Annotated in this window: 21 protein-coding genes; 17 read left to right on the top strand and 4 right to left on the bottom strand. The window is 50.8% G+C overall.

Features of this window, described 5'->3' with window-relative positions:
* Window positions 1-98: 98 nt before the first annotated feature.
* Complete coding sequence (locus VB741_RS21650; protein ID WP_323367292.1) at window positions 99-1,160, top strand: bifunctional riboflavin kinase/FAD synthetase; 1,062 nt, start codon at window positions 99-101, stop codon at window positions 1,158-1,160.
* Here VB741_RS21650 and VB741_RS21645 read toward each other — a convergent pair.
* Window positions 1,146-2,036 (bottom strand): AEC family transporter, encoded by an 891-nt coding sequence (locus VB741_RS21645; RefSeq protein WP_323367291.1) that lies wholly within the window; start codon window positions 2,034-2,036, stop codon window positions 1,146-1,148. The genes VB741_RS21650 and VB741_RS21645 overlap by 15 nt on opposite strands.
* A gap of 1,198 nt (window positions 2,037-3,234) precedes the next feature.
* Between VB741_RS21645 and VB741_RS21640 the strand changes: the two genes are divergently transcribed.
* The 5 genes from VB741_RS21640 to VB741_RS21620 all read left to right on the top strand — a co-directional run bounded on the left by VB741_RS21640 (window position 3,235) and on the right by VB741_RS21620 (window position 11,209).
* On the top strand, window positions 3,235-5,796 hold the full coding sequence (locus VB741_RS21640; RefSeq protein ID WP_323367290.1) for a putative bifunctional diguanylate cyclase/phosphodiesterase: 2,562 nt from the start codon (window positions 3,235-3,237) through the stop codon (window positions 5,794-5,796).
* A 594-nt stretch (window positions 5,797-6,390) separates the two neighbouring features.
* The gene (locus tag VB741_RS21635) at window positions 6,391-8,280 is read left to right on the top strand and encodes a nucleoside hydrolase-like domain-containing protein (protein ID WP_323367289.1); all 1,890 of its coding nucleotides are present in this window, start codon (window positions 6,391-6,393) and stop codon (window positions 8,278-8,280) included.
* Between the two features lie 480 nt (window positions 8,281-8,760).
* The gene (locus VB741_RS21630; protein WP_323367288.1) at window positions 8,761-9,669 is read left to right on the top strand and encodes an AAA family ATPase; all 909 of its coding nucleotides are present in this window, start codon (window positions 8,761-8,763) and stop codon (window positions 9,667-9,669) included.
* A 125-nt stretch (window positions 9,670-9,794) separates the two neighbouring features.
* Window positions 9,795-10,679, top strand: a complete 885-nt coding sequence (locus tag VB741_RS21625) for a dienelactone hydrolase family protein (protein WP_323367287.1) — start codon at window positions 9,795-9,797, stop codon at window positions 10,677-10,679.
* A 131-nt stretch (window positions 10,680-10,810) separates the two neighbouring features.
* Window positions 10,811-11,209, top strand: a complete 399-nt coding sequence (locus VB741_RS21620; protein WP_323367286.1) for a nuclease A inhibitor family protein — start codon at window positions 10,811-10,813, stop codon at window positions 11,207-11,209.
* Window positions 11,210-11,248: 39 nt separating this feature from the next.
* On the opposite strand, the gene VB741_RS21615 is transcribed toward VB741_RS21620, so the two are convergent.
* Complete coding sequence (locus tag VB741_RS21615; RefSeq protein WP_323367285.1) at window positions 11,249-12,202, bottom strand: DNA/RNA non-specific endonuclease; 954 nt, start codon at window positions 12,200-12,202, stop codon at window positions 11,249-11,251.
* A 338-nt stretch (window positions 12,203-12,540) separates the two neighbouring features.
* On the opposite strand from VB741_RS21615, the gene sodN reads away from it, so the two are divergent.
* The 3 genes from sodN to VB741_RS21600 all read left to right on the top strand — a co-directional run bounded on the left by sodN (window position 12,541) and on the right by VB741_RS21600 (window position 14,014).
* Entirely contained in the window at window positions 12,541-13,008 is a 468-nt protein-coding gene (gene sodN, locus VB741_RS21610) for a superoxide dismutase, Ni (protein ID WP_323367284.1), read from the top strand.
* A 109-nt stretch (window positions 13,009-13,117) separates the two neighbouring features.
* Window positions 13,118-13,495, top strand: a complete 378-nt coding sequence (locus VB741_RS21605; RefSeq protein ID WP_323367283.1) for a S26 family signal peptidase — start codon at window positions 13,118-13,120, stop codon at window positions 13,493-13,495.
* Between the two features lie 27 nt (window positions 13,496-13,522).
* The gene (locus tag VB741_RS21600; protein ID WP_323367282.1) at window positions 13,523-14,014 is read left to right on the top strand and encodes a GNAT family N-acetyltransferase; all 492 of its coding nucleotides are present in this window, start codon (window positions 13,523-13,525) and stop codon (window positions 14,012-14,014) included.
* Window positions 14,015-14,024: 10 nt separating this feature from the next.
* On the opposite strand, the gene VB741_RS21595 is transcribed toward VB741_RS21600, so the two are convergent.
* Window positions 14,025-14,474 (bottom strand): acyl-CoA thioesterase, encoded by a 450-nt coding sequence (locus VB741_RS21595; protein WP_323367281.1) that lies wholly within the window; start codon window positions 14,472-14,474, stop codon window positions 14,025-14,027.
* A gap of 114 nt (window positions 14,475-14,588) precedes the next feature.
* Between VB741_RS21595 and VB741_RS21590 the strand changes: the two genes are divergently transcribed.
* From VB741_RS21590 to VB741_RS21580, 3 genes are all read left to right on the top strand, one after another.
* The gene (locus tag VB741_RS21590) at window positions 14,589-15,446 is read left to right on the top strand and encodes a universal stress protein (protein ID WP_323367280.1); all 858 of its coding nucleotides are present in this window, start codon (window positions 14,589-14,591) and stop codon (window positions 15,444-15,446) included.
* A 93-nt stretch (window positions 15,447-15,539) separates the two neighbouring features.
* Window positions 15,540-16,172 carry an SMC-Scp complex subunit ScpB gene (gene scpB / locus VB741_RS21585; protein ID WP_323367279.1) on the top strand — a complete coding sequence of 211 codons (633 nt, stop codon included), beginning with the start codon at window positions 15,540-15,542 and terminating at the stop codon, window positions 16,170-16,172.
* Window positions 16,173-16,331: 159 nt separating this feature from the next.
* Window positions 16,332-16,700 carry a DUF760 domain-containing protein gene (locus VB741_RS21580; RefSeq protein ID WP_323367278.1) on the top strand — a complete coding sequence of 123 codons (369 nt, stop codon included), beginning with the start codon at window positions 16,332-16,334 and terminating at the stop codon, window positions 16,698-16,700.
* Between the two features lie 284 nt (window positions 16,701-16,984).
* On the opposite strand, the gene VB741_RS21575 is transcribed toward VB741_RS21580, so the two are convergent.
* Window positions 16,985-18,217, bottom strand: a complete 1,233-nt coding sequence (locus VB741_RS21575; protein WP_323367277.1) for an HhoA/HhoB/HtrA family serine endopeptidase — start codon at window positions 18,215-18,217, stop codon at window positions 16,985-16,987.
* A gap of 204 nt (window positions 18,218-18,421) precedes the next feature.
* Between VB741_RS21575 and VB741_RS21570 the strand changes: the two genes are divergently transcribed.
* From VB741_RS21570 to trhO, 5 genes are all read left to right on the top strand, one after another.
* Window positions 18,422-19,270 carry a LysM peptidoglycan-binding domain-containing M23 family metallopeptidase gene (locus VB741_RS21570; RefSeq protein WP_323367276.1) on the top strand — a complete coding sequence of 283 codons (849 nt, stop codon included), beginning with the start codon at window positions 18,422-18,424 and terminating at the stop codon, window positions 19,268-19,270.
* 12 nt (window positions 19,271-19,282) lie between these two features.
* On the top strand, window positions 19,283-19,435 hold the full coding sequence (locus tag VB741_RS21565) for a hypothetical protein (protein WP_323367275.1): 153 nt from the start codon (window positions 19,283-19,285) through the stop codon (window positions 19,433-19,435).
* Window positions 19,428-20,540 (top strand): hypothetical protein, encoded by a 1,113-nt coding sequence (locus VB741_RS21560; RefSeq protein ID WP_323367274.1) that lies wholly within the window; start codon window positions 19,428-19,430, stop codon window positions 20,538-20,540. The genes VB741_RS21565 and VB741_RS21560 overlap by 8 nt, the downstream gene beginning before the upstream one ends.
* Before the next feature lie 97 nt (window positions 20,541-20,637).
* A complete protein-coding gene (locus VB741_RS21555) occupies window positions 20,638-21,486 on the top strand; it encodes a histone deacetylase family protein (RefSeq protein ID WP_323367273.1) in 849 nt (282 codons plus the stop codon).
* A 116-nt stretch (window positions 21,487-21,602) separates the two neighbouring features.
* A complete protein-coding gene (gene trhO, locus VB741_RS21550; RefSeq protein WP_323367272.1) occupies window positions 21,603-22,511 on the top strand; it encodes an oxygen-dependent tRNA uridine(34) hydroxylase TrhO in 909 nt (302 codons plus the stop codon).
* The last annotated feature ends 505 nt before the right edge of the window (window positions 22,512-23,016 follow it).

The raw sequence follows: 23,016 nt of genomic DNA, 5'->3' as shown, positions 1-23,016 counted from the left end.
GCGCTCTGTTGCTGGGCCTGCGGGGGACCTGCGGGGAATCGTTCGTAAGCTGAGGCTCGACCGAGTTATGCTTGACTTTTCATGTCAAGATGTAGAGTGTGTGGATTACTTCGTCTCCGACATCGGCGCAAAAGCCGACTAAAATCGCGCTTGGTAACTTTGATGGTGTGCACCTTGGCCACCAGCGTGTCATTCAGCCTGTCTTGACCCATAAAGGCGGGCTATCCCCCTCATTAATTCTGGCTGAGGATATGTGCCTGCAGGCGGCGGCGGCCTCTGGCTACAGCCATTTGCCCGGAGCCATTGCATCGGTTGACTTTGAATCCCCCACATCCTTGGGCTTCGATGAATGGGCTTCAGTGGTGACCTTTTTTCCCCATCCCAAGGAATTTTTCTCCGGTCAGGCCCGGCCACTCCTTACACCGTTAGAGGAAAAGAGTCGTCAGCTGGCTTGTTTAGGGGTGAATCAGCTGGTACTTTTACCGTTTACTGCAGAGCTGGCCCATCTGGATGCGATCGCATTTGTCGAACGTATCTTGATCGACGATTTGCAGGCTACCCACATTAGTGTGGGCAGCGATTTTCACTTTGGCAAAGGTCGAGGGGGCAATGCCGAGCTACTCAGGGATGTGGCCTCCCGCCACCGCATTCCCGTCACGATTGTCCCCCTGCAAAACGATGCGGAAGGCCGCATTAGCAGTTCCCGCATTCGCCAAGCCCTGACCGATGGCGAACTGGCTAAAGCCAATCATCTTTTAGGACGGCCCTACAGCCTGACCGGGGTAGTCGTTTTGGGTAAACAACTGGGCCGCACCATCGGCTTTCCCACCGCCAACCTCAATCTGCCAAGGGATAAGTTTATTCCCCGGCAAGGGGTTTACAGCGTCAAAACTTTTGGCATTTTGCCAAACCCAAAGCCTGTCCTGGGGGTGATGAACATTGGTACTCGTCCCACCGTTGACGGTCAAGACTTAAGTGTTGAAGTACACCTGTTTGATTGGCAGGGGGATCTCTATAACAAAACGCTCACCGTAAGTTTGGAGAGTTTTATCCGACCAGAACAGAAATTTGAGTCCTTAGGGGCTTTAAAAGAACAGATCGCTCAGGACTGCGCTATCGCCAGGGAAACCTTGAAACTAGATGCTTCACTGGCTACTTAGCCATAACACAATGGGTAAGGTGCCTAGGCTGAGCAACGTCGATAGGACGATGGTCCTGGCTACCTGCACCGTGTCGCCCCCCAGTTCCGTCACCCAGATCAAAGAATTCACGGCTACGGGCATGGCCGCTTGGAGCACCACCACCTGACGGTCTATGCCCGTGAGGCCAACGATATTGGCAATATTAAAGGCCAGCAGGGGTGACACAATCAGTCGTAGTCCTGCCGCCATTAGTTCATGGCGGCCAAAGACAAAGGGGGTTTCCGATAGCTGAATGCCCAACATGAGTAGGGCTAAGGGAATGGCACCGTCGCTCAGCAGAGTGACGGCTCGTTCCATGGGTAGGGGGAGTATGGTCCCGGTGCCTTGGAGCATGATGCCTGCGATCGCAGCCCACAATACTGGCAGACCGAGGGTATAGCGTAATCCCTTCAGCACTCCTTCCCCCTGGAGCACAATGGGAAAAACGCTGGCGGTCATCAGGCTAGACCCCACCAGGTAGACAATGGCCCGTTCTAGGCCAGCTTCTCCTAGGGAAAAGAGAACGAAAGGCAGGCCCATGTTGCCGACATTGGCAAAGATGGTGGTGGCAATCAGACTCTTTTTCTCATCGGAGGAGAACGTTAGTAGTCTGCCTAGGGTGACCGCTAGCAGATAGAGGAAGGCGGTGTTAAGGATAAATGTGGTGAGGATTGCGATCGCATTTCCTAACTCCAAAGTTGTTTTTGCCAAGCTATGGAGCACCAAAGCGGGTACTAGAGCATAAATGCTCAGGCGGGCTAGGGTTTGTCGCTCTAGGGTAAATATGCGTCCAACCCAAATACCGACTAGGGCCACCAGCGCAATGGGTAGCACAGCTGAAATTAAAATCCCCATGTTGTCAAAATACGAGCCATGGATCCCATGGGAAGAACCTATCTTGCGATTAATCGAGATGTCCCAGTATCTCACTATCCTTTAAAAGTGCATCCGCAAATTGGCTTAAGCCCATAGTGATTGTCAGCATTTTTGAGAAAATTTATCCCCTAAAACAAGAACTCGAAGAAATTAGGGATCTGACTATAAAGATCTCCAGCAAAAGACCACCGTAATATTGCTGTCTAAGGCATGAAAGAGCGCCTTAATACCATTCATTTATATCTCTTTGAAGGTTAGATAAATTGCAGGCTTATATCAACAGCACTTAATTAGGGTAGGGGAGACTATTGACCAGAAAGCATATTAAAAATGTTTTTCTAGGGTGCTTGGTAAACGATCTCGTCGATGTTGTCTAAGCTTTACAACTAAGCAATTCATTCCTATGGAAACTTCTTGGGTTCCTGTTTTTTTCGTACGTCAAAATATTTTGCGGTTCCTATGTCTAGGGCTGTTAGGTATTACTACTCTTGCCATAGGAAATTCTGCAGATTCCTTGATCATAAGCAATAACCGTCAGCAATTTCCTAAACACACTAGTGCTGATCAGCATCGTCAGGATCATCGCAATCAATTTCCTATTCAACGACGCGGCAGCGGAACCCACTTGCAGATTCAAATCCCTACGTTGGATACGTAATCACAATTTGCATAGTGCGTCTGTGTGGTAAGAAGGGGTATCTACTGCTTTAGAAGCTGCCAAATGTCTTGGCTTCAGGCGTTTGGCCCTATTTGATATCGGCTCGCCATCAGCTATCGCCAAAGCCGCATATGGCGTCTTTCAATTTTCTGAAATACAGCATGAAACCTCAAGCTCTAAACCCTCAAGGTTTAAGGGTTTAAGATTTCTGCTGTCTTCATTCGATCGGGAATCACTATATACCGAATTTCACGGAGGACAATAGCTATGGGTATGTGCAATATGAGATAAGTACTAATACATAGATGGCGGTATTTACTATTGCTTAAGCCATGGAAATTCGTTGAATTTAGTGACGGGTTCGGAAAATGCTCGTTAGTAATGATTACAATTGAAATATACATCTAATCATCTAACAAAAATCCAAGGTTTACAGCCCTGTAATCGTCCTCCAACTCTAGCTAAAAGAAAACGGATTGTTCTTATCCGAGTAGGAACAATAAGCTTAAGTGAGCGGCTATGTTGCAAGTGACTGCCCAGTTATATAGACGCTGGAGTAAACGCCTACTGAAGCGAGTACTCAAAGTTCCCTTTGGGTGCCGTTCTATTATAGTTGCAAGTTTAGCCGCTACCCTGTTGGTCACAGGTGTTAAATCCATCGGACTCCTACAACGCTTTGAACTATGGAATTTCGATTCCTTAAGCCGGTTAAGGCCTTCTATCGGCAACGATCCTAGAATTATGATTGTGGGGATTACCGAAGATGACTTACAACGCTATGGATGGCCCCTATCGGATCAAGTCGTTGCGATCGCATTGAAACGGATTCAGCAATATCAACCCCGTGTCATCGGTCTCGATCTCTATCGTAGTAATCCTAATTCTTCGGGCAGAGAGGCCCTAAAAGCTCAATTATCAGCCCAGAACCTGATTACTATCATTAATGTCGGGGACTCTCCCAGCCCCAGAGAGCAGCCCTACCTACCAGATGTCCCGTGGGAACGTATTGGCTTTAACGACATTGCCATTGATCCAGATGGCGTCGTCAGACGTAGCCTACTGTTTGTCGATTTCCCCGACAAAGCGTATTACGCTTTTCCCCTAAGGGTGGCCTTAGCCTACTTGGCTCCCCGGTCGATTCGCTTTAGCTATACGCCGGAATCCATGGCATTGGGGGAGCATGAGCTGCCTCTCCTCGCTCCTCATGACGGAGGGTATCAAAACATTGATAGCTCTGGCTATCAGATCCTGCTGCGATATCGCTCCAGCCCTCAGCCTGTGCAAACCATCAGTCTTCAGCAACTGCTAGAGGGGGATTTTGAGACATCTCAAATCACCGATAATATTGTGTTGCTGGGGGCCGTCGCCCCTAGTCTCAAGGACGATTTTTACACCCCCTACAGTGGTGATCAGCGCAAGCAAGTGATGATGTCTGGCATTACCCTCAATGCTCATATCATTAGCCATTTGCTAGATATTGCCGATGGGAAGCCCAGCTTTTACCGTTTTTTTCCCCGTTGGGGTGAGACTCTATGGATACTCATTTGGGCCTCTATTGCCGGTTTTTTTACCTGGCATACTAAGCGCCCGGTAGTACTATTTATCCTCAATCTCGGCTTAATTCTATTGTTGTGGGGGCTCTCTTCTACCCTGGTAAGTATTCTCATTTGGACTCCCTTGGTTGAGCCCCTAGTGGGGTTTCTGGTGGCGGGGGCCATGGTGATTGGACAAAAAGCTCTCTACCGCGGTACCTATGATGGTCTCACAGATCTGCCAGGGCGAGAAATTCTATTACAGGAGATCCGAAGAGCATTGGGGGATGCTCAGCATGGACAACTTGAGCCAGTGGTGTTGGCCTTTTTAGATATAGATCGCTTTCGATTGATTAATGAGAGTTTAGGGCATTTCATCGGGGATCGGGTTTTGCTCACAATCGCTCATCGGCTGCGGCAACAGGGGCCTCATTACGACTGCTTAGCCCGAGTGGGGGGAGATGAGTTTGCCATTCTGTTTAGCCAACGTCTTCGCGCAGATGTGGAACATACCCTGGAAAACTTACAGGGTATGTTATCTATGCCGGTGACTATCGATGGCAAAAAGCTGTCTATTTCCAGCAGTTTAGGCATAACCACTGCATCGGACCCTCTGCGGCAACAACCAGCAGATCTGTTACGGGATGCCCATACCGCAATGTATCGGGCTAAGGCTCTCGGGGAGAGGCGGTTTGAGACATTCTCCCAAGATATGCATGAAGCAGCAAACCATCGCCTAAATTTAGAGAGTGATTTACTCAATGCGCTAGAAAAAAACGAATTTGAACTTTATTATCAGCCCATTATTAGTCTTGAAAGTGGTTATGTCTCCGGATTTGAAGCCCTGATTAAATGGCGCCGCCAAGACGGAAAAATTGTTCCCACTGGGGAGTTTATCAAAATTAGTGAAGAGATAGGGTTGATTATTCCGATTGGGCAATGGGTAATGCAACAGGCCTGTCGTCAACTATCTCAATGGCAACAGACTTTTCCCCATAGTCCCTTGACTATGAGTATTAATCTCTCTCGCCAACAGTTTACCCAGCCGGATCTAGTACAACAAGTTGCTGCTATTCTACGGGATACTCATGTTTCAGGGCATCACATTCAACTAGAAATTACTGAAAGCATGCTGATGCGCAATATTGCATTGGCCCGCAGTCAAATGCTGGCCCTCAAAGAGTTAAACATTCAACTGGCCATTGATGATTTTGGCACGGGCTATTCATCCCTCAGCTATCTCCATCGTTTTCCTACAGATACCTTGAAAATAGATCAATCCTTTGTGGCCTCTATTCCAGGTAGCCTGGAGGATTGCAACATCATCCAGACCATCATTGTGCTGGGACAAAAGCTGAATATGACTGTGGTTGCAGAGGGGATTGAAACGGAGGAGCAGCTGCGATATCTAGAAACCTATGGTTGTCAAAAGGGTCAGGGCTATTTCTTTGCTCGACCGCTCTCCAGTCAACAGGCAACCCAGCTGTTGAAGCGCGCTCCCAATTGGCTGAGAGGACCAGCGGAGGCACGTGAGTTCCGGAGTCGGTAGGTGGACTGCGCCTCTGTATACTGCACTACCGCTGCGTCTATAGATCCCCGGCAGCAAGGGTTTCCTCCCCTGGGTTACCGGTCGATCTGTTCTCCTATTGCAGTATGCTCACAGCGTGACTTGTTTCCGAAATCCACAACACTGAGGCAAAATCACCATAGAGTTGTTATTTAAATAACCAGCAATACCCAAGTGAAGCTGGGATCGAGTAGTCCTATAAAAAGGTTTTGCAAAGTTACGGTAAAGCCCCGTTTTAACCGATAAAGAAAAGCTAATATGAACTCGTTTCCCTGTCAGCATAACTATCAGGCCTCTAGCGAGCAAAATTAGACTATATTAGCTTGCTATTTTCCAGCAACAGTTAAGTAAAGCCAAAATAAAGTTGTTTCTGACAACCGTCCGGAAAGTTCTTTAAAGTCAACGGAGAAATGAGGTGTTTATCCCATTTCGTGGTGATTGATCCAACCAGAGATCAAGGGTTTTCGCGTGTGCCTAGAAAATTGTCCGGACTATTATTTGAAAAAATCTGCAGAATCGAGTCGGGTCAAATTGAGTAACAGAAAAATTAATTAAGTTGATTAGGAGAATAAACTAATGGATAGGCGTGTTTTTCTGAGGAACTCACTGCTAGGCTGTGCTGCGGGTCTCTGGAGTAATAATTTCCTGCAGTCTAGAGCTATAGCCTCAACAGGCAGTATAATTCCAGTAAATCAGAGGCCTCGTGTCGTTGTTATTTCCGACATCCAAGCGGGCGCAGGCGATCCCGACGACCGTCAGTCTATGGCCCATTTGATGATGTATGCCAACGAGGTAGAAATAAGTGGCATTTGGCCCGATGATTTGAATACCGGTGGGCTGGCAACACGAATTGTTCTAGACCGTTACCAAGAGGACTATAACAATCCGGCCTATAAGTTTCGGTCATTAGGCTACCCCACGCCTGACGCCCTACGGACAAAGTTATTTACTAGCCATAATCAAGCGATTTCCGCTATCAAAGCAGAAGCCAGTCGTAACGATCCCCGACCTATTTATGTCTTGGTATGGGGGGGAACCCACCGCGTGCCCCAGTTCCTTGAACAACTAACCTCCTCAGAGCGAGGCAAAATACGACTGATTTCAATTGGCACATATCTGCTGGATAATGCCCTCGCCAATGGAGACGGTCGCAGATATAACTGGAATGCCTGGGGAGAGGCCCGCAATGATATCTGGCGGAGATTTCCAGATGTTTGGTGGCTGGAAATGGACTGGACATGGATGGGCATGGCTTTTAATACGGATTATCGTATAGCCAACGAATGCGTAGTGCTCAATAATCAACTTGCCCAGTATGCCGGTAAACTCGGCGCTCACATCAAGGAAGTCTTGCCTCAATATTTTCGAGCCTTGGATACCAATTCCCTCCTCTATGTGCTCGATCCTGCTAACAACTTAAATGATCCCACCCGAGGCTCCTGGGCTGGCAAGTATCATAGACCGTTTGCAGACAGACCTAATTACTACATTGGCATTGATGGCGGAAATACCTGGAACTATGCCAATCCTGCCAGTACCTGGAATAACGCTACTAAAGTGTTCATCGCGCGCATCAACACGGCTATCTCACAACGGCCTGCCTGGCATCGGGCATTTACCCAAAAGTTCATGCAGTTATATGGTCATACACCTTTAACAGTAGTTCCTCCTCCCTCGGGCGGGGGAACAGGCACTGGGGGAACAGGCACTGGGCAGACACAACAAGGACCTACCGCCAATGCCGGTGCTGATCAAACAGTTACCGACACCAATGGAGATGGCTTCGAGAGAGTAGTTCTTGATGGGACAGGCTCTCGCAATGGTAATGGACCGATTGTCTCCTATGTTTGGCAAGAAGGCAGTAAAATATTGGCCACAACAAATGGAGGGTCCATCTCGGTTAACCTTGCGGTTGGGGTCCATTCAATCACTTTAGTTGTCAAAGATAGCAATGGTGCTATCGCCAGCGATAGCGTCACCATAACGGTTAGAGCCGGTGCATCAACCCCCCAGCCTACGACTGGAACCTTGTATCGTGCCATTAATCTCAATGGTGGAGCCGTCTCCGTTGATGGGGTTGCCTTTGAGGGAAAAAATGCTGCCAATTATTCAACCGTTGGGAGAAGCCATGTGACTAGCACGGTACCTAATCCCCCAGTGGCTGCTGCTAAAAAAGCGATGCTGCAGAGCTTTATTTGGGGCCGCTCCGTCAGTGTCACGATGAACAGCATTCCCACCGGAAACTATCGAGTTTACCTATGGGTGATGGAAGATAACAGTACTGTTACCTTCTCTGTAAAAGTAAATGGGCGATCGGTCATTAGCAATGGCCGGTCTGGGTCCGCTGGCACTTGGCAGCGGCTTGACCTAGGGGCAGTCACCATTAGCAATGGGCAATTGGTCGTTCAAGGTGACCTGTCGGTGGATGCCCTAAACATGTGTGCCATCGAAGTACGCAGGAACTAACCTACTAAGGCAGGGTACACCGCTTGAGGTTTACCCTGCCTTAGGTTTTGTGTTTACCGCAAAGCGATTAGGTGGAGCCGCTGTTATGGCTATTGGTTTTTTAACTGAAGGATCTTCCACAGCTCTGCAAGAGCTGTGGAAGATCGTCATAAATTCTGGAAACTCTTCTCCCTAAAGTTCTGGATGCTGACGAAGAGTTCTATTTTTCTGAGCACCTTCGATAGATGTGACAACATCTATCGAAGGCGTTACCGCCAAGATTCTCTAGCAATCCTGTTGGTAAAGGGTAGGTTACCCTGGACTGCGCCGATTTACATCGTGCTGGCAGTTCCTGGTCGGCATAATGCATCGGCGGCCGTGATCAAACACTGGTCCGGGCACTGGTCCGGGCACTGGTCCGGGCAAAGTATGGGGTAGGTCATTCCACAATCCTGAACTCTGTGGGTAAGCTGTAGTCAGTTAACCCAAGGAAGGGCCGCTATGCGCGATCGCATCGATCAAATCGTCCAGAACCTCAATAAAACCATCGTTGGCAAGGAAGGCCCCATCCGCTTAGTCCTAGTGGCACTCCTTTCCGGTGGTCATGTTCTGCTCGAAGATGTGCCTGGTGTTGGCAAAACCCTCCTAGCCAAGTCCCTAGCCCGCTGCATTGACGGCAAATTTCAGCGGGTGCAGTGTACCCCCGACCTGCTGCCCAGCGATGTCACCGGTACCAATATCTGGAACCCCAGCAGCGGTGCGTTTCAATTTATGCCGGGGCCAGTCTTTGCCAATATCCTCCTCACCGACGAAATCAACCGGGCCACACCCCGCACCCAGTCAGCGCTGCTAGAGGTGATGGAAGAACAACAGGTGACCCTTGACGGTGTGTCCCGTCCCGTCCCCGATCCATTTTTTGTCATCGCCACCCAAAATCCCGTGGAGTATCAAGGCACATTCCCCCTGCCAGAAGCTCAGATGGACCGCTTTGCCCTGTCCCTGAGCCTGGGCTACCCCAGCGCTGACGAAGAACTGAAGATGCTGCATAACTTAACCCAGCCCGTAAAACCTGCCGATCTCCAGCCCTGCATTACCCTTGATGAAATGCATAGCCTGCGGCAGCAATGTCAGCAGATCAAGGTGGAGGAATCAGTCCAGCAATATATCATCAGCCTGGTAAGAGCCACCCGCGACCATGACGATGTGGCCCTTGGCGTTAGCCCCCGAGGCACGGTTTCCCTATACCGGGCAGCCCAAGCCTTTGCCTTTTTAGACGATCGAGACTATGTTTTACCCGACGATGTCAAGTTCTTAGCCACAGCCGTCTTAGCCCATCGAGTCATTGCCAGTGGTGGCCACAAAAGCGAACCCATTATTGCCCAGTTGTTAGACACGGTTGCCGTTCCCTAGGCCCAGGTCAAATCCAGGGATTAAACCTGGACCTGGGGTGGGGCCTACCGGCACAACCCTATTTTCTCAGGTGGACTTTAGAAAAATTCGTTACCCTTAAAGCGCCGTTATCAAACTTTCCAACAATGCGTAAATTGTTGGGGCTTGCCCTGGTTACAGCTTGCCTGGTCATTAGCTGTGCCATCGTTAATACCCCCTTTTCCTCTAGTCAATCCCCCGACGGTAGTCCAGCCAATGCCATGGCAGAACTCCATAAGGGCGATGCCCCCGTAGCCTCCCCAGCGGTTCAAGATGTTGCTGCCGATGCCGTCATAACGGAAGATGTCACCTACGGTACCCTTGATGGCACTCCCTTCACGGGCTATCTGGCTAAACCGACCGATGCCTCTTCCCCCTTGCCAGGGCTGATTGTCATTCAGGAATGGTGGGGCCTCAACGACAACATTCGCACCATGACCCGCCGCCTCGCCGCCGAGGGGTATACAGCTTTAGCCGTGGATCTCTACGATGGCGAAATCGCCGAAGATCCGGATCAAGCCAGAACCCTGGTCCAAGCCGCCATTAAAAATTCCGATCGACTAACGCAGAATGTCATAGCGGCTTATGACTATCTAACGGACGAGCAACAGGTGCCCAAAGTCGCCAGTATTGGCTGGTGCTTTGGCGGGTCCTGGTCCCTCAATACGGCCCTCGCCCTCCCGACCGATTTAGATGCGGCCGTGATTTACTATGGTGGCCAAATTGCCACCGATCCAGCCGTGCTTGAACCGTTACAAATGCCCATTCAAGGACACTTTGGCTCCCTCGATACCAACCCTTCCCCCGAAACGGTTGCAGCCTTTGAGACCGCATTGAATGATCTAGGTAAAGATACTGAGATCTATCTCTATGAAGGAGCCAATCATGCCTTTGCCAATCCCTCTGGCACCCGCTATAACGCTGAGGCTGCAGATCTTGCCTGGGAAAGGACTGTGGCGTTTTTAAGCCAGCATTTACAGAGCCATAGTTGAGTCATCCTTAAGGTGTGGGCATGATCCACGGTGCTTAAGGGCTGTGATGTATCTATTGACACCACAGCCCTTAAGCTATTGCTAGAATCTATCCCTAGAGTCTTTGCCCGCCTGCTCTGTTGATATTTTTTATGCCTACTATTCAAGACCTCTTACCTGAACTGGAGGCTGCCTGTGACCAGCTACTATGGCGCAGTGAAGCAGACTATCCCTTTGAAGTAGCTATCTTGCCCTCTGATCAACAGCCCCCCAGCGTTGATGGACTGCTCGGCAGCTACCCGGACAATACCCCAGTGGCGATCGTCAGCCTGGATGACTTTTTTGGCCAGTCCACCGTGGAACGGTCCTGGTTCGATTCTCGCGAATTAACCCTGGTGGAACGTTATCGTAACCTCCGGGATTTACTCGAAACGACCTTGGAAAACCTTCAGGTTTACCGGATTGGCACCGTGGAAGTGGATGTGTATTTGTTAGGGCAAACAGAAGATGACCAAGTCATTGGCGTAAAAACCAAAATCGTTGAGACCTAGTCGATGGAGATTGCCTTATGCTGCCATCATGGTCAGGGCTTAATAACGACTCCGCCTAGCTTCTAGTTCAGCCTGCACTGCTTCAGGTACCTCCGATAACAGGTCGTATCCCGTGGCCAATTCAATTCGGTCTATTGAGGTTTGATAGGTCTGCCACTGTTCATCGAGACGATTGCCGTTGGGCATATCAACGGCAATCGTCTCGGTGTTGTCGGTGACATTGTCCACTGTCGGTTCCCCCTCAAAAATGACCACCACCTTCCAGGTCCGACTGGGGGGAATCACCCGTTCCTTAGCGATGGGCTGCTGTTGGCCATAGATGCCACCGATGATATAAAGCGTTTTTCCCTGTTGGTAGATCAGGTCCCGACAATAGCTTTCTAACTCTCTCCAAGGTCCACGATTATTGTCAGCGGTTTGGGGAAAAATGTTGGTCATCAAAAACGTGGAGGAGTTATCTTGTGCGGTTGCACTGCGATCGGCGGAAGGAACCATATGCCCACGGTCGTAGCCACTATTGGTGTAGTCCCCTGGGGTGACTTGGTAGGTGCCCTTAGGGAGAATGCCGTCGGGGCGAAAGTTGTCTTGCCGATCGGTACTGCCGACCCAATCCCGGCTAAGGACCCAGCTAGCCCATCGCAACACACCATGGCTTTGGCTGTAGGCTAGGGCATATTGCTCTCGATCGATTAAATAGTTATCGATGTTCTCTTGTCCCGCATGGCTAGGGTTGCCGAGGGCTAGGTGGGGACTGTTGGAAAAATAGGCTTCCCAATCTAATTCGGGGGTGGTTTGGGGCAGGTTCTCACAGGCACGACCATTGCCGTCTCCATCCAGGTTATAGGTATCACCGTCAGAGTCATCGAAGACTAATTGGGCCAAGTCCTGGCTGATAAAATCGCCACAGTCACAGTTTTGATCAACACAGGGGGGTAAATGGGCATTGGGATCAGCCAGCCCAGTGGCTAAATGGTTACAGCTTGTTAATGTCAACAGTAGGACTGTTGCTCCGGTCCCATGGCCTATCCAAGGGGGGCGGAGCCAACGTTGACGGCTCCAATGTTTGTGCTCTTGTAAATTCCTATGGTGCAATGTCCTGACCCAAGTAGTTGATTGCCATCGAATAAGTCTATCTTGGTATTAGTACAAGAATATTATAAGTATTACAAAATGCATCCTTATGCTTCCTTTGGTATCCCCCATGGAGGGACAGGAAAACGGCAGTATACTGTTAACTGCGCCGGATGGTTTCGCTGGATGATTTTGCAGAATGATGTTTTCCGGCGAAACTTCTAGCCGAAACCCATCAACTATTTAACCGATTGGTGACTATGCTCAACAACGCAATTGCCTTACTAAACGCCTGGTTCCCCCCGACGGAGGTCCATGCCCACTGTGATGGCCCCTGTGGCGTCTACGATCCTTCTTCTGCTCGCATTACAGCTGAGGCTGTTTTGTCGATGACGAAGAAAATTATGGCCCTCGAGGAGCCATCTGATGCAGCAGGTAAAGTGGCCTATGCCAATACCTTGTCTCGCTACATTGCGATTAAGGAAGAGCAGGCTCAAAAGACCAAAGAGGATTTGTTAATCCTTTGGACTGATTATTTCAAGCCGGTACATTTAGAGTCCTATCCCGATCTGCACGATACATTTTGGAAAGCGGCCAAGCTTTGCTCTGCTTGTAAGGTCGAAGTTAGCCAGCAGCATGCGGAAGAACTGATGGCTGCGGTGGAGAAAATCCATGGCATCTTCTGGGCCACTAAGGGGCGTGAGGTGACTTGGGTTACCGCTAGCTAGTGCTTGGTATAGCCCATGGCTTTGAGAAATTCCGCAGGGTTTAGGCTTTGCGGGATTTTTTTATTGATTTCTATTTGATTGGTATTGGTGCGTGGCAGGGGACGGGGGAATGGGGCAGTGCCTACCGAGAAAACTAGCGATCCCCGAGGCTGGATGGGGGGAGTATCTCCAATGGTTTGTGGGTCGACGGCGACGGTTTGTGGTGCGGGAAACCTCTATGGTGCCGACGCTGAGGCCGGGGGATACGGTTTTAGCGGCAATGGGAGCTGAGGTGCAGTTGGGGGATATTGCGATCGCAACCCACCCGTTACAACCCAATATGCTCCTCATTAAGCGTGTCCAGGAAATCTTCTATGACGGCAGTGTCTACTTAATCAGCGATAATACAACTGGGCCTAGCGTCCTTGACAGCCGACACTTCGGTGTGTTCACCGCCAGCACTATTATCGGTCGTGTCACAAGCCGTTTGGCGACGGCTCCATCATGACATCACCTACTTTTTTAATCACGCCCCATGGCCGCCCCCATTATCATTAGCCCCGCCACCCGAGATGATGCACCTCTACTGTTTGAGCTAGTCATGGCCCTGGCTGAATATGAAAATTTGGCCCATGACGTCATTGGCTCGCCTGAAGATTTAGAAAAGCACCTCTTTGGTGACAGCCCTAAGGCCCATGCTATTGTCGCTCGGATTGATGGAGCCCCTGCCGGTTTTGCCATCTATTTCTTCAATTTCTCCACATTCCTGATGAAACCAGGCATTTACCTGGAAGATCTGTTCGTTTTACCGGGCTATCGCCGCCGAGGCATCGGCACGGCTATTTTCCAGCACCTGGCCCAAGTGGCCTTGGCCAAAGGCTGTGGCCGCTTTGAATGGAGTGTTTTGGACTGGAACCAGCCCGCCATTGATTTCTACATGTCTAAAGGGGCGGTGATGCTCAACGATTGGCGGACCTGCCGTGTGACGGGCCAATCCCTGGAGGATTTAGCCATCAATGAAACCTGAAATGGGTAGCTTAAATGGTTGATTCGTCCGCAAAATATTGCTGCAGCGAGTCAAACATGGTCTGCAGTTCGGCTGGCAAACGCCGAGCGATTTTACGTTTGGCCATGTCAATGGGCACTAGTACCACCGTGCACGTAATGCATAGCTGTGGCGGCTCTTGGGTGATGTTGTAAATCTCATACAGCCACTTAAGTTTGACCCCTCGGTCCACATCTAGCCGGGTTTTGACTAAGCCTTCGGTTCCCAAGGTGAGGGGGTGGTGGTAGCGTAGCTGTAGATCTACCACTGGCAGGTCGTAGCCTGCGGCAACGAAGTCTTCGAAGGCAAATTCAACCGCCCGGAGACACTCCACCCGGGCCGCTTCCATCCATTGAATATAGGTGCCATGCCAGACCACACCACTGTAGTCTGTGTGGTGGGGTTGGACTCGAAAACTATAGTTAAACCATCGGTTGGGCATAGATAACTTAACGACCAAACTACGAATTGTGAACCCTGCTGTAGTTTACGAAAACAGCCTGTTTATCATAGATATTTATACATCCTTGAATGTTCATCCAATAGGGTTTAGTCAATGTTCGAGAAGATTTTGCTAGCCAGTTCCGGTCCTGGCAACACAGAGACCATGTTCAAAGCCCTGCTGGAAATCCCGGTGATTCAGCGATCGCAAGTCACCGTGTTAAAGGTAGTATCGCCCCAAATAGGGGCAGGGAACATGGGTGATCAGCAATCTGATGGCCAGCAAGAATTAACTGACGCCATTACTCGCCTTGGCGTCGAAGCCTCTAAGGTGACGCCAATGATATTGGAAGGCGACCCTAAAACCGTGGTCTGTAAGGTGGCAGATGAGATCGATGCCGAGTTGATCATCATGGGCTCGCGGGGATTGAGTGGTCTGAAGGCAATTTTCAATAACTCCGTCAGTCAGTATGTATTTCAGCTGTCATCCCGGCCCATGCTGCTGGTTAAGGACGATCTTTATAGCATCCGCCCAATTAAACGTATCTTGGTTGCCTTGGATAAATCCGACATGGCCAAGGAGTCCCTTCGGGTAGCGATCTCCCTCGCCCGTGATATCAAAGACAGTGAGTTGGTATTTGTCCATACCTTGTCTAACCTACGCAACTCGATTGACGAAGCCATTAACGCCAAACCAGAGACCGATCCAGTCTTAGCCCCTGCCATTGCCGAAGCCAAGCGATATCGCATTAACTATCGCTGTGTGGCCCCCGAGGGCAAACCTGGGCAACGAATTTGTCAACTAGCGGAGCAGCTGAGCGTTAATTTACTCATCCTAGGGTCCCCAGATCGTCGCCCTTCCATTGCCAAGGGACTGCCCGATATCGACCGTTTACTAGGGGGGTCATTGTCGGACTACGTGCGGATCAATGCCCCCTGTCCGGTCTTACTCACCCGCATTTCCACCAACTAGATATTCCACCAACAAACTGATTGCTTGCTTTAGGGGTGCTTCTTGTAGGCACCCTACGCTATCCTTGACCAACGTTTGCAAACGTTGGTACCCATGGCGTCCTTATCCCACAAAATTGAAGCAATCTTATACCTCAAGGCAAAACCCCTCACCGTTGGCCAGATTGCGGAATATGCTGGCTGTGATAAGGCTGCGGCCGAGGAAGGTCTGATTCAGTTGATGGGGGAATATGCCCACCGAGAGGGGGCCTTAGAAATTTCTGAAACGGAAAGCGGCTATAGCCTGCAGCTACGTCAGCCCTTTAGGCCCCTGTTGGATGAACTCATTCCATTAGATATTGGCTTAGGCGCTTTACGGACCTTGGCCGCCATCGCCATGCGCGGTCCCGTGAGCCAGACAGACTTAGTTGATTTGCGTGGTTCCGGGGCTTATGGTCATGTCCATGATTTAGTCGATCAGGGCTTTGTGCGCCGCCGTCGCCAGGCAGATGGCCGCTCCTTTTGGCTACAGGTAACCGAAAAGTTTTATCAGCGTTTTGAAATTGATAAACTTCCACAAATTAATTTACCTGAACCCTCTGACGAGACTGAAGCAGCAATGGAAGAAATGGCAGAATCCCCAGATTCCACGGCGGAATCGATGGTAGGGTCCGAGCCTCAGCTCGTTCTGGAACCCTCCCCTGAAGTCGATATGGCCACTGCTCCAGTGTTAATCCTAGAACCGTGAAAAGGTTTCAAAGTTATTAAGTGGAGATTAAGCTACCGTTAATTTCTGGGAGCAGCCGGGGCACTTTACGGACAGACCATTCATATTGAACTTCGTGTAAGGGCTGGCTGAAAATGGCTCCATCACGCTAAGGTAATTAAAAGCAATACATAGCTGTTTATGTTTAATCCCGATAGCGCTCAATTCATCGGCATGGGGTCAGATGATGCGCAGGTTAATCAGTTGCTGAAGTACCTGCAACACCAGCCCCCTGAAGTGCTGACCCGCGTTGCCCAGTCGGTGAGTGGTGAGATTAAGCAGATTATCTCCCAGAATGTCCAAGGGCTGATTGGGGTGTTGCCATCGGAGGGGTTTAGCGTACAGGTCACAACTGATCGGGAAAATTTGGCAGGCTTGTTAGCATCGGCCATGATGACTGGCTATTTCCTGCGGCAAATGGAGCAGCGGATGGAACTAGAAGCCAGCATATCTGGGGTGTCAGCCCTAGACGGTGAGACCGATGACGATTTCTCAGATCTAGCTGGCTAGGTAAAAGTCTAAAAACTATCGCTCTGAGGAGCTATTTTGGGGTATCAACTTCAGCCGGAAAATCCTGGCTAGGTGGGGAATCAAGGGCCAAAAGCCAGAAGCCAGTGAGGCCCTGATTCCTGACTCCTGAATACTATTCTTGGGAAAACGTCCTGCTTTGACTTGGTACCCCTATTTTTTTAGAGACGTTCTACTTTTTCGATTGCCATACTTTGTCTTAGGACGCCGCACCTATGACCGTCCATTGGTGCGGTAGGTTCACTCGCCGCCCTAAGCTTGTTAGATTACTGCAGCCCATGGGGCATCTTAGTTGGCTTGACCTCTAGGATTTGTGTTTCACCCTTGCGATTCACCTCTACCTTGAGGGCTTTGCCAATGCTGCTTGCTTCCACCTGGGCTTGTACATCGTTCGCTGTGACGACTTCAACTTCGTTGACTTTGCTAATCACATCCCCGCGCTGGATACCAGATTCTTCAGCTGGCGTACCTTCCATGACGCGGATGACCATTACACCTGAGTCCACCTCGATCGTAAAGTCAATTTCGTCGTCGGCGTTAATGCGCTGCCGCATTTCTGGATTGAGATTGACCATCTGAATGCCTAGATAGGGATGCTGCACCTCACCATCTTTAACCAGCTGATCGCCAATCCGCTTAGCGGTTTCAATGGGGATTGCAAAGCCCAGACCCTGGGCCCCATGCCGAATGGCCGTATTCATGCCAATCACTTCTCCCTGGGCATTGAGCAAGGGCCCACCGGAGTTACCTGGATTGATCGCGGCATCAGTTTGAATAAACTGCACCCGTTTGTCAGAAATGCCCACTTGGGAACTGGTGCGGCCAAGGGCGCTAATAATGCCAGCGGTGACCGTATTGTCCAGACCTAGAGGATTGCCAATGGCAATTGCCCATTGACCAGGGGAAAGATTATCCGTTGACCCCAAGGGGGCGGTGGGCAGGTTATCCCCATTGATTTGGACGATGGCAACATCGGTGATGGGGTCAGTGCCGATCACTTTGCCTTCAAATGTGCGGCCATCATTTAGGGTGACGGTTACCATGCTGGCCCCTTCTACCACATGGGCATTGGTCATGACTTGACCATCTGGACTCAAGATGAAGCCGGATCCGGTGCCCTGTTCGAGCCGCTCGGGCAGTTCAGGATCGATCGGCAACTCTTCTGTGAAAAAGCGCTTGAAGAAGGGGTGCTCCAAGGTTTCGGACACACCTGAGACGGAACGAGATGCATCAATGCGCACCACAGCCGGTCCCACCTGTTCGGCAGCGGCTGCAATAAAATTAGGATTATCGATGGGTGGAGGGGTGGCTGCTTGGTTTTGGGGCACTGTTTCCACCGGCTCAGCCGCTGTTTGTAGAACCGAAGTAGCGATCGGTAGTTGGCTATCCTGGTTGTCAGTGGCAGGATTGAAAAAATAGCTGTGGGTAGCCCAGCCGGCTGCGCTGCCCACTAGAAGTAGGCCCGCATATACACCAAGTTGTTTGGGAGCAATGCCCATCGCCGCTGCCTCATTAATGTGTTATTGGCACCATGTTGACCTTACCTTAGCGAAGATCCTCTCGAAAATGTCTTGGGCTAGATATTTACGGTTGCCTTAACCTTTTCTATGGTACTGAATATCGTTGATATCCGGGGCTATGTTCGCCATTTCTCTACCAAAATCCAGATTTTCCATGATTCACAATACTAGGGTGTTCCTAGAATGCGCATAATCCAAAAATTTTATAAACATCTACTCCTGCTGGTGGGGATAATTCCCCTGGGTTACTATCCCATGGCGGCCCAAGCGTCACTTTGCCCAGAGGCCGCACTGGCCCAGGTGGTTGACCATCGCATTGGGGCTGGAGAAACCCTGAGCACCGTGGCTGCTCAGTATGGTTTGTTGCCTGCCACCCTGACGGCGATGAATCCTAACCTATCGTCCCAGGGTGTATTGCCTGTGGGTCAGGTGATTGAAATCCCACCGTTTAATGGCAGGGTGGTGCAGGTGGGGGCGGGGCAAACCTGGCAGTCTTTGGCTGAATCCCATGGCACTAGGGCCGATCTGCTCTTTGAGGTGAATGGGTGTCCCAAGGACTTACCGAATCGCGTATTTATTCCTGGTAGTAACCGGACGATCATTGCGACGGCAGCTGCATCGACCGACCTGGTTTATCCATTACCAAACTTCACCAGACTTGTCTTGAACTATGGTTGGCAACCCCATCCCCAGCGGGATGAACTGGTTTTTAACAGTGGCATTGCTTTAGCTGCAACCCCAGGAACTGTGGTGATGGCTGCTGCTGAGGGCATTGTGGCGTTTGTCGGGGAAACCAACGGCGCTTTAATGGTGGTGGTTAACCATCGTAATGGTTTGCAAACCCGCTATGGGAATCTTCTCCAGACTGATTTTGCGGTGGGGGATGCAGTGTCTGAAGGCACTAATTTGGGTACTGTAGCTGGCAGTGCTTCGGAGTCGTTTCTGTACTTTGAGGTGCGTACTAACTCTGCTGAAGGCTGGGTGGCTCGAGATCCGGGGCAATACTTGGCTGAATTAGATGTACAGCGCTAGCGGTCTGCGTATATGGGATCTTCAGGTTTGCGATATTATGGCAAATATCTGAAGAATTACACCTTAACGCTAGTCATTGTGGTGGAGAGGCCCTACAATGCCGATATTCTGGATATTACGGGTGAGTGTGCTGCTTGTATAGAGAACGTATTGTGCTATGGCTAAGCCTTCTGTCTTGACTGAGCAACTATATACGCGGGTTAAGGGGCTGTTTCAGCCTACTTCGAGGCGCACGCGTAAGCACAGAGTGAAGGCCAAGCCCACGGACAAGCTCGCGGATAAGCCCGCCCATACGCCCACCGATAATCTGGCAGGTAGGCCTGCTGTAAAAAATAAGCATGCTGTCAGGTTGCAGACAGCTAATGTACAGCCGTCTGGACAGAAGCCTCCCGAGATGGCCCGTAATGTCCGTCATACTGCCTCACAAAGGTCTTCCCGAGATGCTGCCCCACCAAAAGCTTCAAAAAAGGGGCCACAAAACAAGCCACAAAAGAAGGCAGTGGCTAAGGCCGGTACATCATCATTTTGGTCAGATTTATTCTTAGTTAGACCCTGGCTGCTGGTGGGTGGTCTCTGGCTGACGTTTATTGTCTTGATTTCCATTGCTTGGGCCGGTCTCTCTAGCCCTGGTCGTGAGATGGTCTTGGCTCCGGTGACTAGCAGTATTGATGGACAGCCATTAAGTGCCCCCGATGCCGCTGCTGCTGCTCGTCTGGTGCTACCGGATGAAGATGAAATGGTGCTGACCCAGCGAGATCCAGCCGCCACCCTGCCCGGTGCGTCGGAGCAGTCCATGCCCGTCTGGCCCCTGCTAGTGATGGTGGCCGCCTGCGCTGGCGGCTGCATGCTGATGTCTAAACAGGGATTATTAACGGCGGAGCCTCGTCGGGCTCGACGCCGGGCTCTGGAGGCTCCAGTTGCCCATCGCTCGGTGCGACCTGCTGGCGGCATTAGGGCTAATGGTAACAGGCCCACTCCCAGCCGGCCTACGGGGCGTCGAAATCGTCGCTCTAAAAATCGTCGGCTTGGTTCCCAGCGCCCTGTATCCCAGGTGATGGCCTTTCGCCCAGGGCAGAGGGAAATTCAGCACACGCCTCTCCAAACGGCATCTAGATCGGCTAATCCGGTTTCATTTGCGGTGGGGCATGGGGCTACCACTCCGGTAACCGTGGTGCCGGAAAATGAGACCTCTGCCTTGGACTGGAAAGAAGGCAGTCTGGCCCATCGGTTAGATGTGCGTCAGACTCGTTCAATTAACTCATTCTTGTAAGCCGCCGGGTTGTCGGTGATTCAGTCCTTTGTCTGGCCTGCCAGTTATTTATCATCCTGATTATGTGACGCCTTTGCCCCCTGGGCATCGGTTTCCCATGCCAAAATTTAAGCTGTTGCGGGATCTGCTGGTCAGGGATGGGGTGATTGGGGAGGATCAGCTTTATCAGCCGGGTCGACCGCCCCAAGCTTGGCTAGAGTTAGTGCATGAAATGGCCTATGTGAGGGCCTACTGCGGGGGCACGTTGGATGCTATGGCGCAGCGGCGGATTGGTTTGCCCTGGAGTGAGGGACTGGTGCGCCGTACCTGTACGGCAGTGGGGGGAACGATTTTGACGGCTAAGCTGGCGCTGAACCATGGCTTGGCCTGTAATACGGCAGGGGGTACCCACCATGCATTTCCTGGGCATGGGTCGGGGTTTTGCATTTTTAATGATATTGCGATCGCAACCCGCCTACTCCAGGCCCAAAACCTCCTCAAAACAGTTCTAGTAGTGGACCTAGACGTCCACCAGGGGGACGGCACCGCCTGGATTTTTCGCGACGATCCGACGGTATTCACCTTTTCCATGCACTGCGCCGTCAATTTTCCCGGTCGCAAACAAATCAGCGATCTGGATATTCCCCTGGATGAAGGCACTGAAGATGACGAGTACCTAGCAAAGCTGGCGGCCCATTTGCCGGGGTTAATTATCCAGGTCAAGCCTGATTTAGTCTTTTACGATGCCGGTGTGGATCCCCACCGAGATGATCGACTGGGCAAGCTGGCCTTAACCGATGAAGGACTCTATCGCCGTGATCACTATGTGCTAAAAACCTGTGCCCAGGCAGGCTATCCGGTGGCCTGTGTGATCGGCGGCGGCTATGGCAAGGACATGAACGCGCTGATTTATCGACACTCGTACTTACATCGGGCCGCTAGGGAGGTTTATCGACAATATTGCTAAGGTGGTTGTCATCACCCATGGCCCAGGGTTATTTACCTATCCACCCCCAAGTCTCTAAGATAGATTCGGATTCAGGTCAGGCCTCCATGCCCCCATCAGCCTCAAAAAAATCTCCCATGCCTTGGACTGTCATCACCTTTTATAAGTTTGTGCAGCTCGATGACTTTGCCGCGATGCGTCAGCCCTTAATGGAGCTGTGCCAGGCCCAAGACATTAAAGGCACGATTTTGCTGGCGTTAGAAGGCATTAACGCCACTGTGGCGGGCACCGATGCAGCCTTGGCCATCCTCCTAGCCCAGCTGAAGCAAGATGCCCGCCTGGGGGACATCACCCACAAAACCTCCCAAGCAGAAACCCAGCCCTTTGAGCGCATGAAGGTGAAGCTGAAAAAAGAGATTGTCACCCTGGGGCGGCCAGGGATCAGCCCAACCCAAAAGGTGGGAACCTATGTGGCTCCCCAAGACTGGAACCAGGTGATTTCTGACCCAGATGTATTGGTGATCGACACCCGCAATAACTATGAAGTCGATATTGGCACGTTTCAAGGGGCTAAAAATCCAGAAACTGAGTCATTTCGAGAGTTTCCTGACTATGCCGCTCAGCGGCTAGATCCTGCCAAACATCGGAAAGTAGCCATGTTTTGTACCGGTGGTATTCGCTGTGAAAAGGCCTCATCTTACTTGCTAGAGCAGGGGTTTGAGCAGGTTTATCACCTCCAAGGTGGCATTCTTAAATACCTAGAAGAGGTTCCCGCTGAAGAGAGTCTTTGGCAGGGGGAATGCTTTGTCTTTGATGAACGGGTGACGGTGCAGCACGGTTTGGTGCCCGGTAGGTATGTCATGTGTCGCGGCTGTGGCCATCCGATTTCGGAGCAGGATACCCAATCCTCCCACTATGAGCCGGGAATTACTTGTCCCCACTGCTATGACAAACTGACGGAAGAACAGCGGGCCCGATTTGCTGAGCGGGTAAAACAACGACAGTTAGAGCGGCAACGTCAGTCACCAGCAGCTGATCTTTTCTAACAAACATAGCTAAAAGTCGGTATCTTAGGGGCGTACCGTTGAGCATTTGCCTATGACCTCTGGTAGTCCGCCCCCTAGCCCAGAAAGCTGGGCTAGGGCACCGGTTCTGTCCATAGGGGTTGCTGCCCAGGGCTGGTTTTCTTGGTTTTACCTTTTGGGGATGCCTTTTGGTAAGGCCATGGTGTACTTATCGGTCGGAGAGTGATCTAAAGTTTCGAGCCCTCATCCCCCAACCCCTTCTCCCAAGCTTGGGAGAAGGGGAGTCAACCAAGGTATTCTCTATAGAATAAAATCTCTTTTTTTGAAATTTGTCTCCAGTCTCAAAGTCCTCTCCAAAGATTGGGAGAGGACTTTAGGGAGAGGGCTAATGTAGAATCTAGGTAACTACTCAGGCTGGGGTAGGAGAGTTATAGGGTTTCCAGAGAACAATCCCATGAGGGCATCCAGAACGTTATGCCCCTGTTTGCGTAGAGTGGATAGGTAACCGCGAATACGGCAGAACATC

It is taken from the genome of Leptothoe sp. PORK10 BA2, from assembly GCF_034932105.1.
Lineage (GTDB): Bacteria > Cyanobacteriota > Cyanobacteriia > Phormidesmidales > Phormidesmidaceae > Leptothoe.
This window is presented reverse-complemented; position numbering and strand designations above follow the sequence as displayed.

Bases quoted from the DNA above. Each gene is read 5' to 3' on its own strand.
- VB741_RS21645 (WP_323367291.1), bottom strand. From the start codon at position 2,036: ATGGGGATTTTAATTTCAGCTGTGCTACCCATTGCGCTGGTGGCCCTA.
- VB741_RS21640 (WP_323367290.1), top strand. From the start codon at position 3,235: ATGTTGCAAGTGACTGCCCAGTTATATAGACGCTGGAGTAAACGCCTA.
- VB741_RS21635 (WP_323367289.1), top strand. From the start codon at position 6,391: ATGGATAGGCGTGTTTTTCTGAGGAACTCACTGCTAGGCTGTGCTGCG.
- VB741_RS21630 (WP_323367288.1), top strand. From the start codon at position 8,761: ATGCGCGATCGCATCGATCAAATCGTCCAGAACCTCAATAAAACCATC.
- VB741_RS21625 (WP_323367287.1), top strand. From the start codon at position 9,795: ATGCGTAAATTGTTGGGGCTTGCCCTGGTTACAGCTTGCCTGGTCATT.
- VB741_RS21620 (WP_323367286.1), top strand. From the start codon at position 10,811: ATGCCTACTATTCAAGACCTCTTACCTGAACTGGAGGCTGCCTGTGAC.
- sodN (WP_323367284.1), top strand. From the start codon at position 12,541: ATGCTCAACAACGCAATTGCCTTACTAAACGCCTGGTTCCCCCCGACG.
- VB741_RS21605 (WP_323367283.1), top strand. From the start codon at position 13,118: ATGGGGCAGTGCCTACCGAGAAAACTAGCGATCCCCGAGGCTGGATGG.
- VB741_RS21600 (WP_323367282.1), top strand. From the start codon at position 13,523: ATGGCCGCCCCCATTATCATTAGCCCCGCCACCCGAGATGATGCACCT.
- VB741_RS21595 (WP_323367281.1), bottom strand. From the start codon at position 14,474: ATGCCCAACCGATGGTTTAACTATAGTTTTCGAGTCCAACCCCACCAC.
- VB741_RS21590 (WP_323367280.1), top strand. From the start codon at position 14,589: ATGTTCGAGAAGATTTTGCTAGCCAGTTCCGGTCCTGGCAACACAGAG.
- scpB (WP_323367279.1), top strand. From the start codon at position 15,540: ATGGCGTCCTTATCCCACAAAATTGAAGCAATCTTATACCTCAAGGCA.
- VB741_RS21580 (WP_323367278.1), top strand. From the start codon at position 16,332: ATGTTTAATCCCGATAGCGCTCAATTCATCGGCATGGGGTCAGATGAT.
- VB741_RS21575 (WP_323367277.1), bottom strand. From the start codon at position 18,217: ATGGGCATTGCTCCCAAACAACTTGGTGTATATGCGGGCCTACTTCTA.
- VB741_RS21570 (WP_323367276.1), top strand. From the start codon at position 18,422: ATGCGCATAATCCAAAAATTTTATAAACATCTACTCCTGCTGGTGGGG.
- VB741_RS21565 (WP_323367275.1), top strand. From the start codon at position 19,283: ATGGGATCTTCAGGTTTGCGATATTATGGCAAATATCTGAAGAATTAC.
- VB741_RS21560 (WP_323367274.1), top strand. From the start codon at position 19,428: ATGGCTAAGCCTTCTGTCTTGACTGAGCAACTATATACGCGGGTTAAG.
- VB741_RS21555 (WP_323367273.1), top strand. From the start codon at position 20,638: ATGCCAAAATTTAAGCTGTTGCGGGATCTGCTGGTCAGGGATGGGGTG.
- trhO (WP_323367272.1), top strand. From the start codon at position 21,603: ATGCCTTGGACTGTCATCACCTTTTATAAGTTTGTGCAGCTCGATGAC.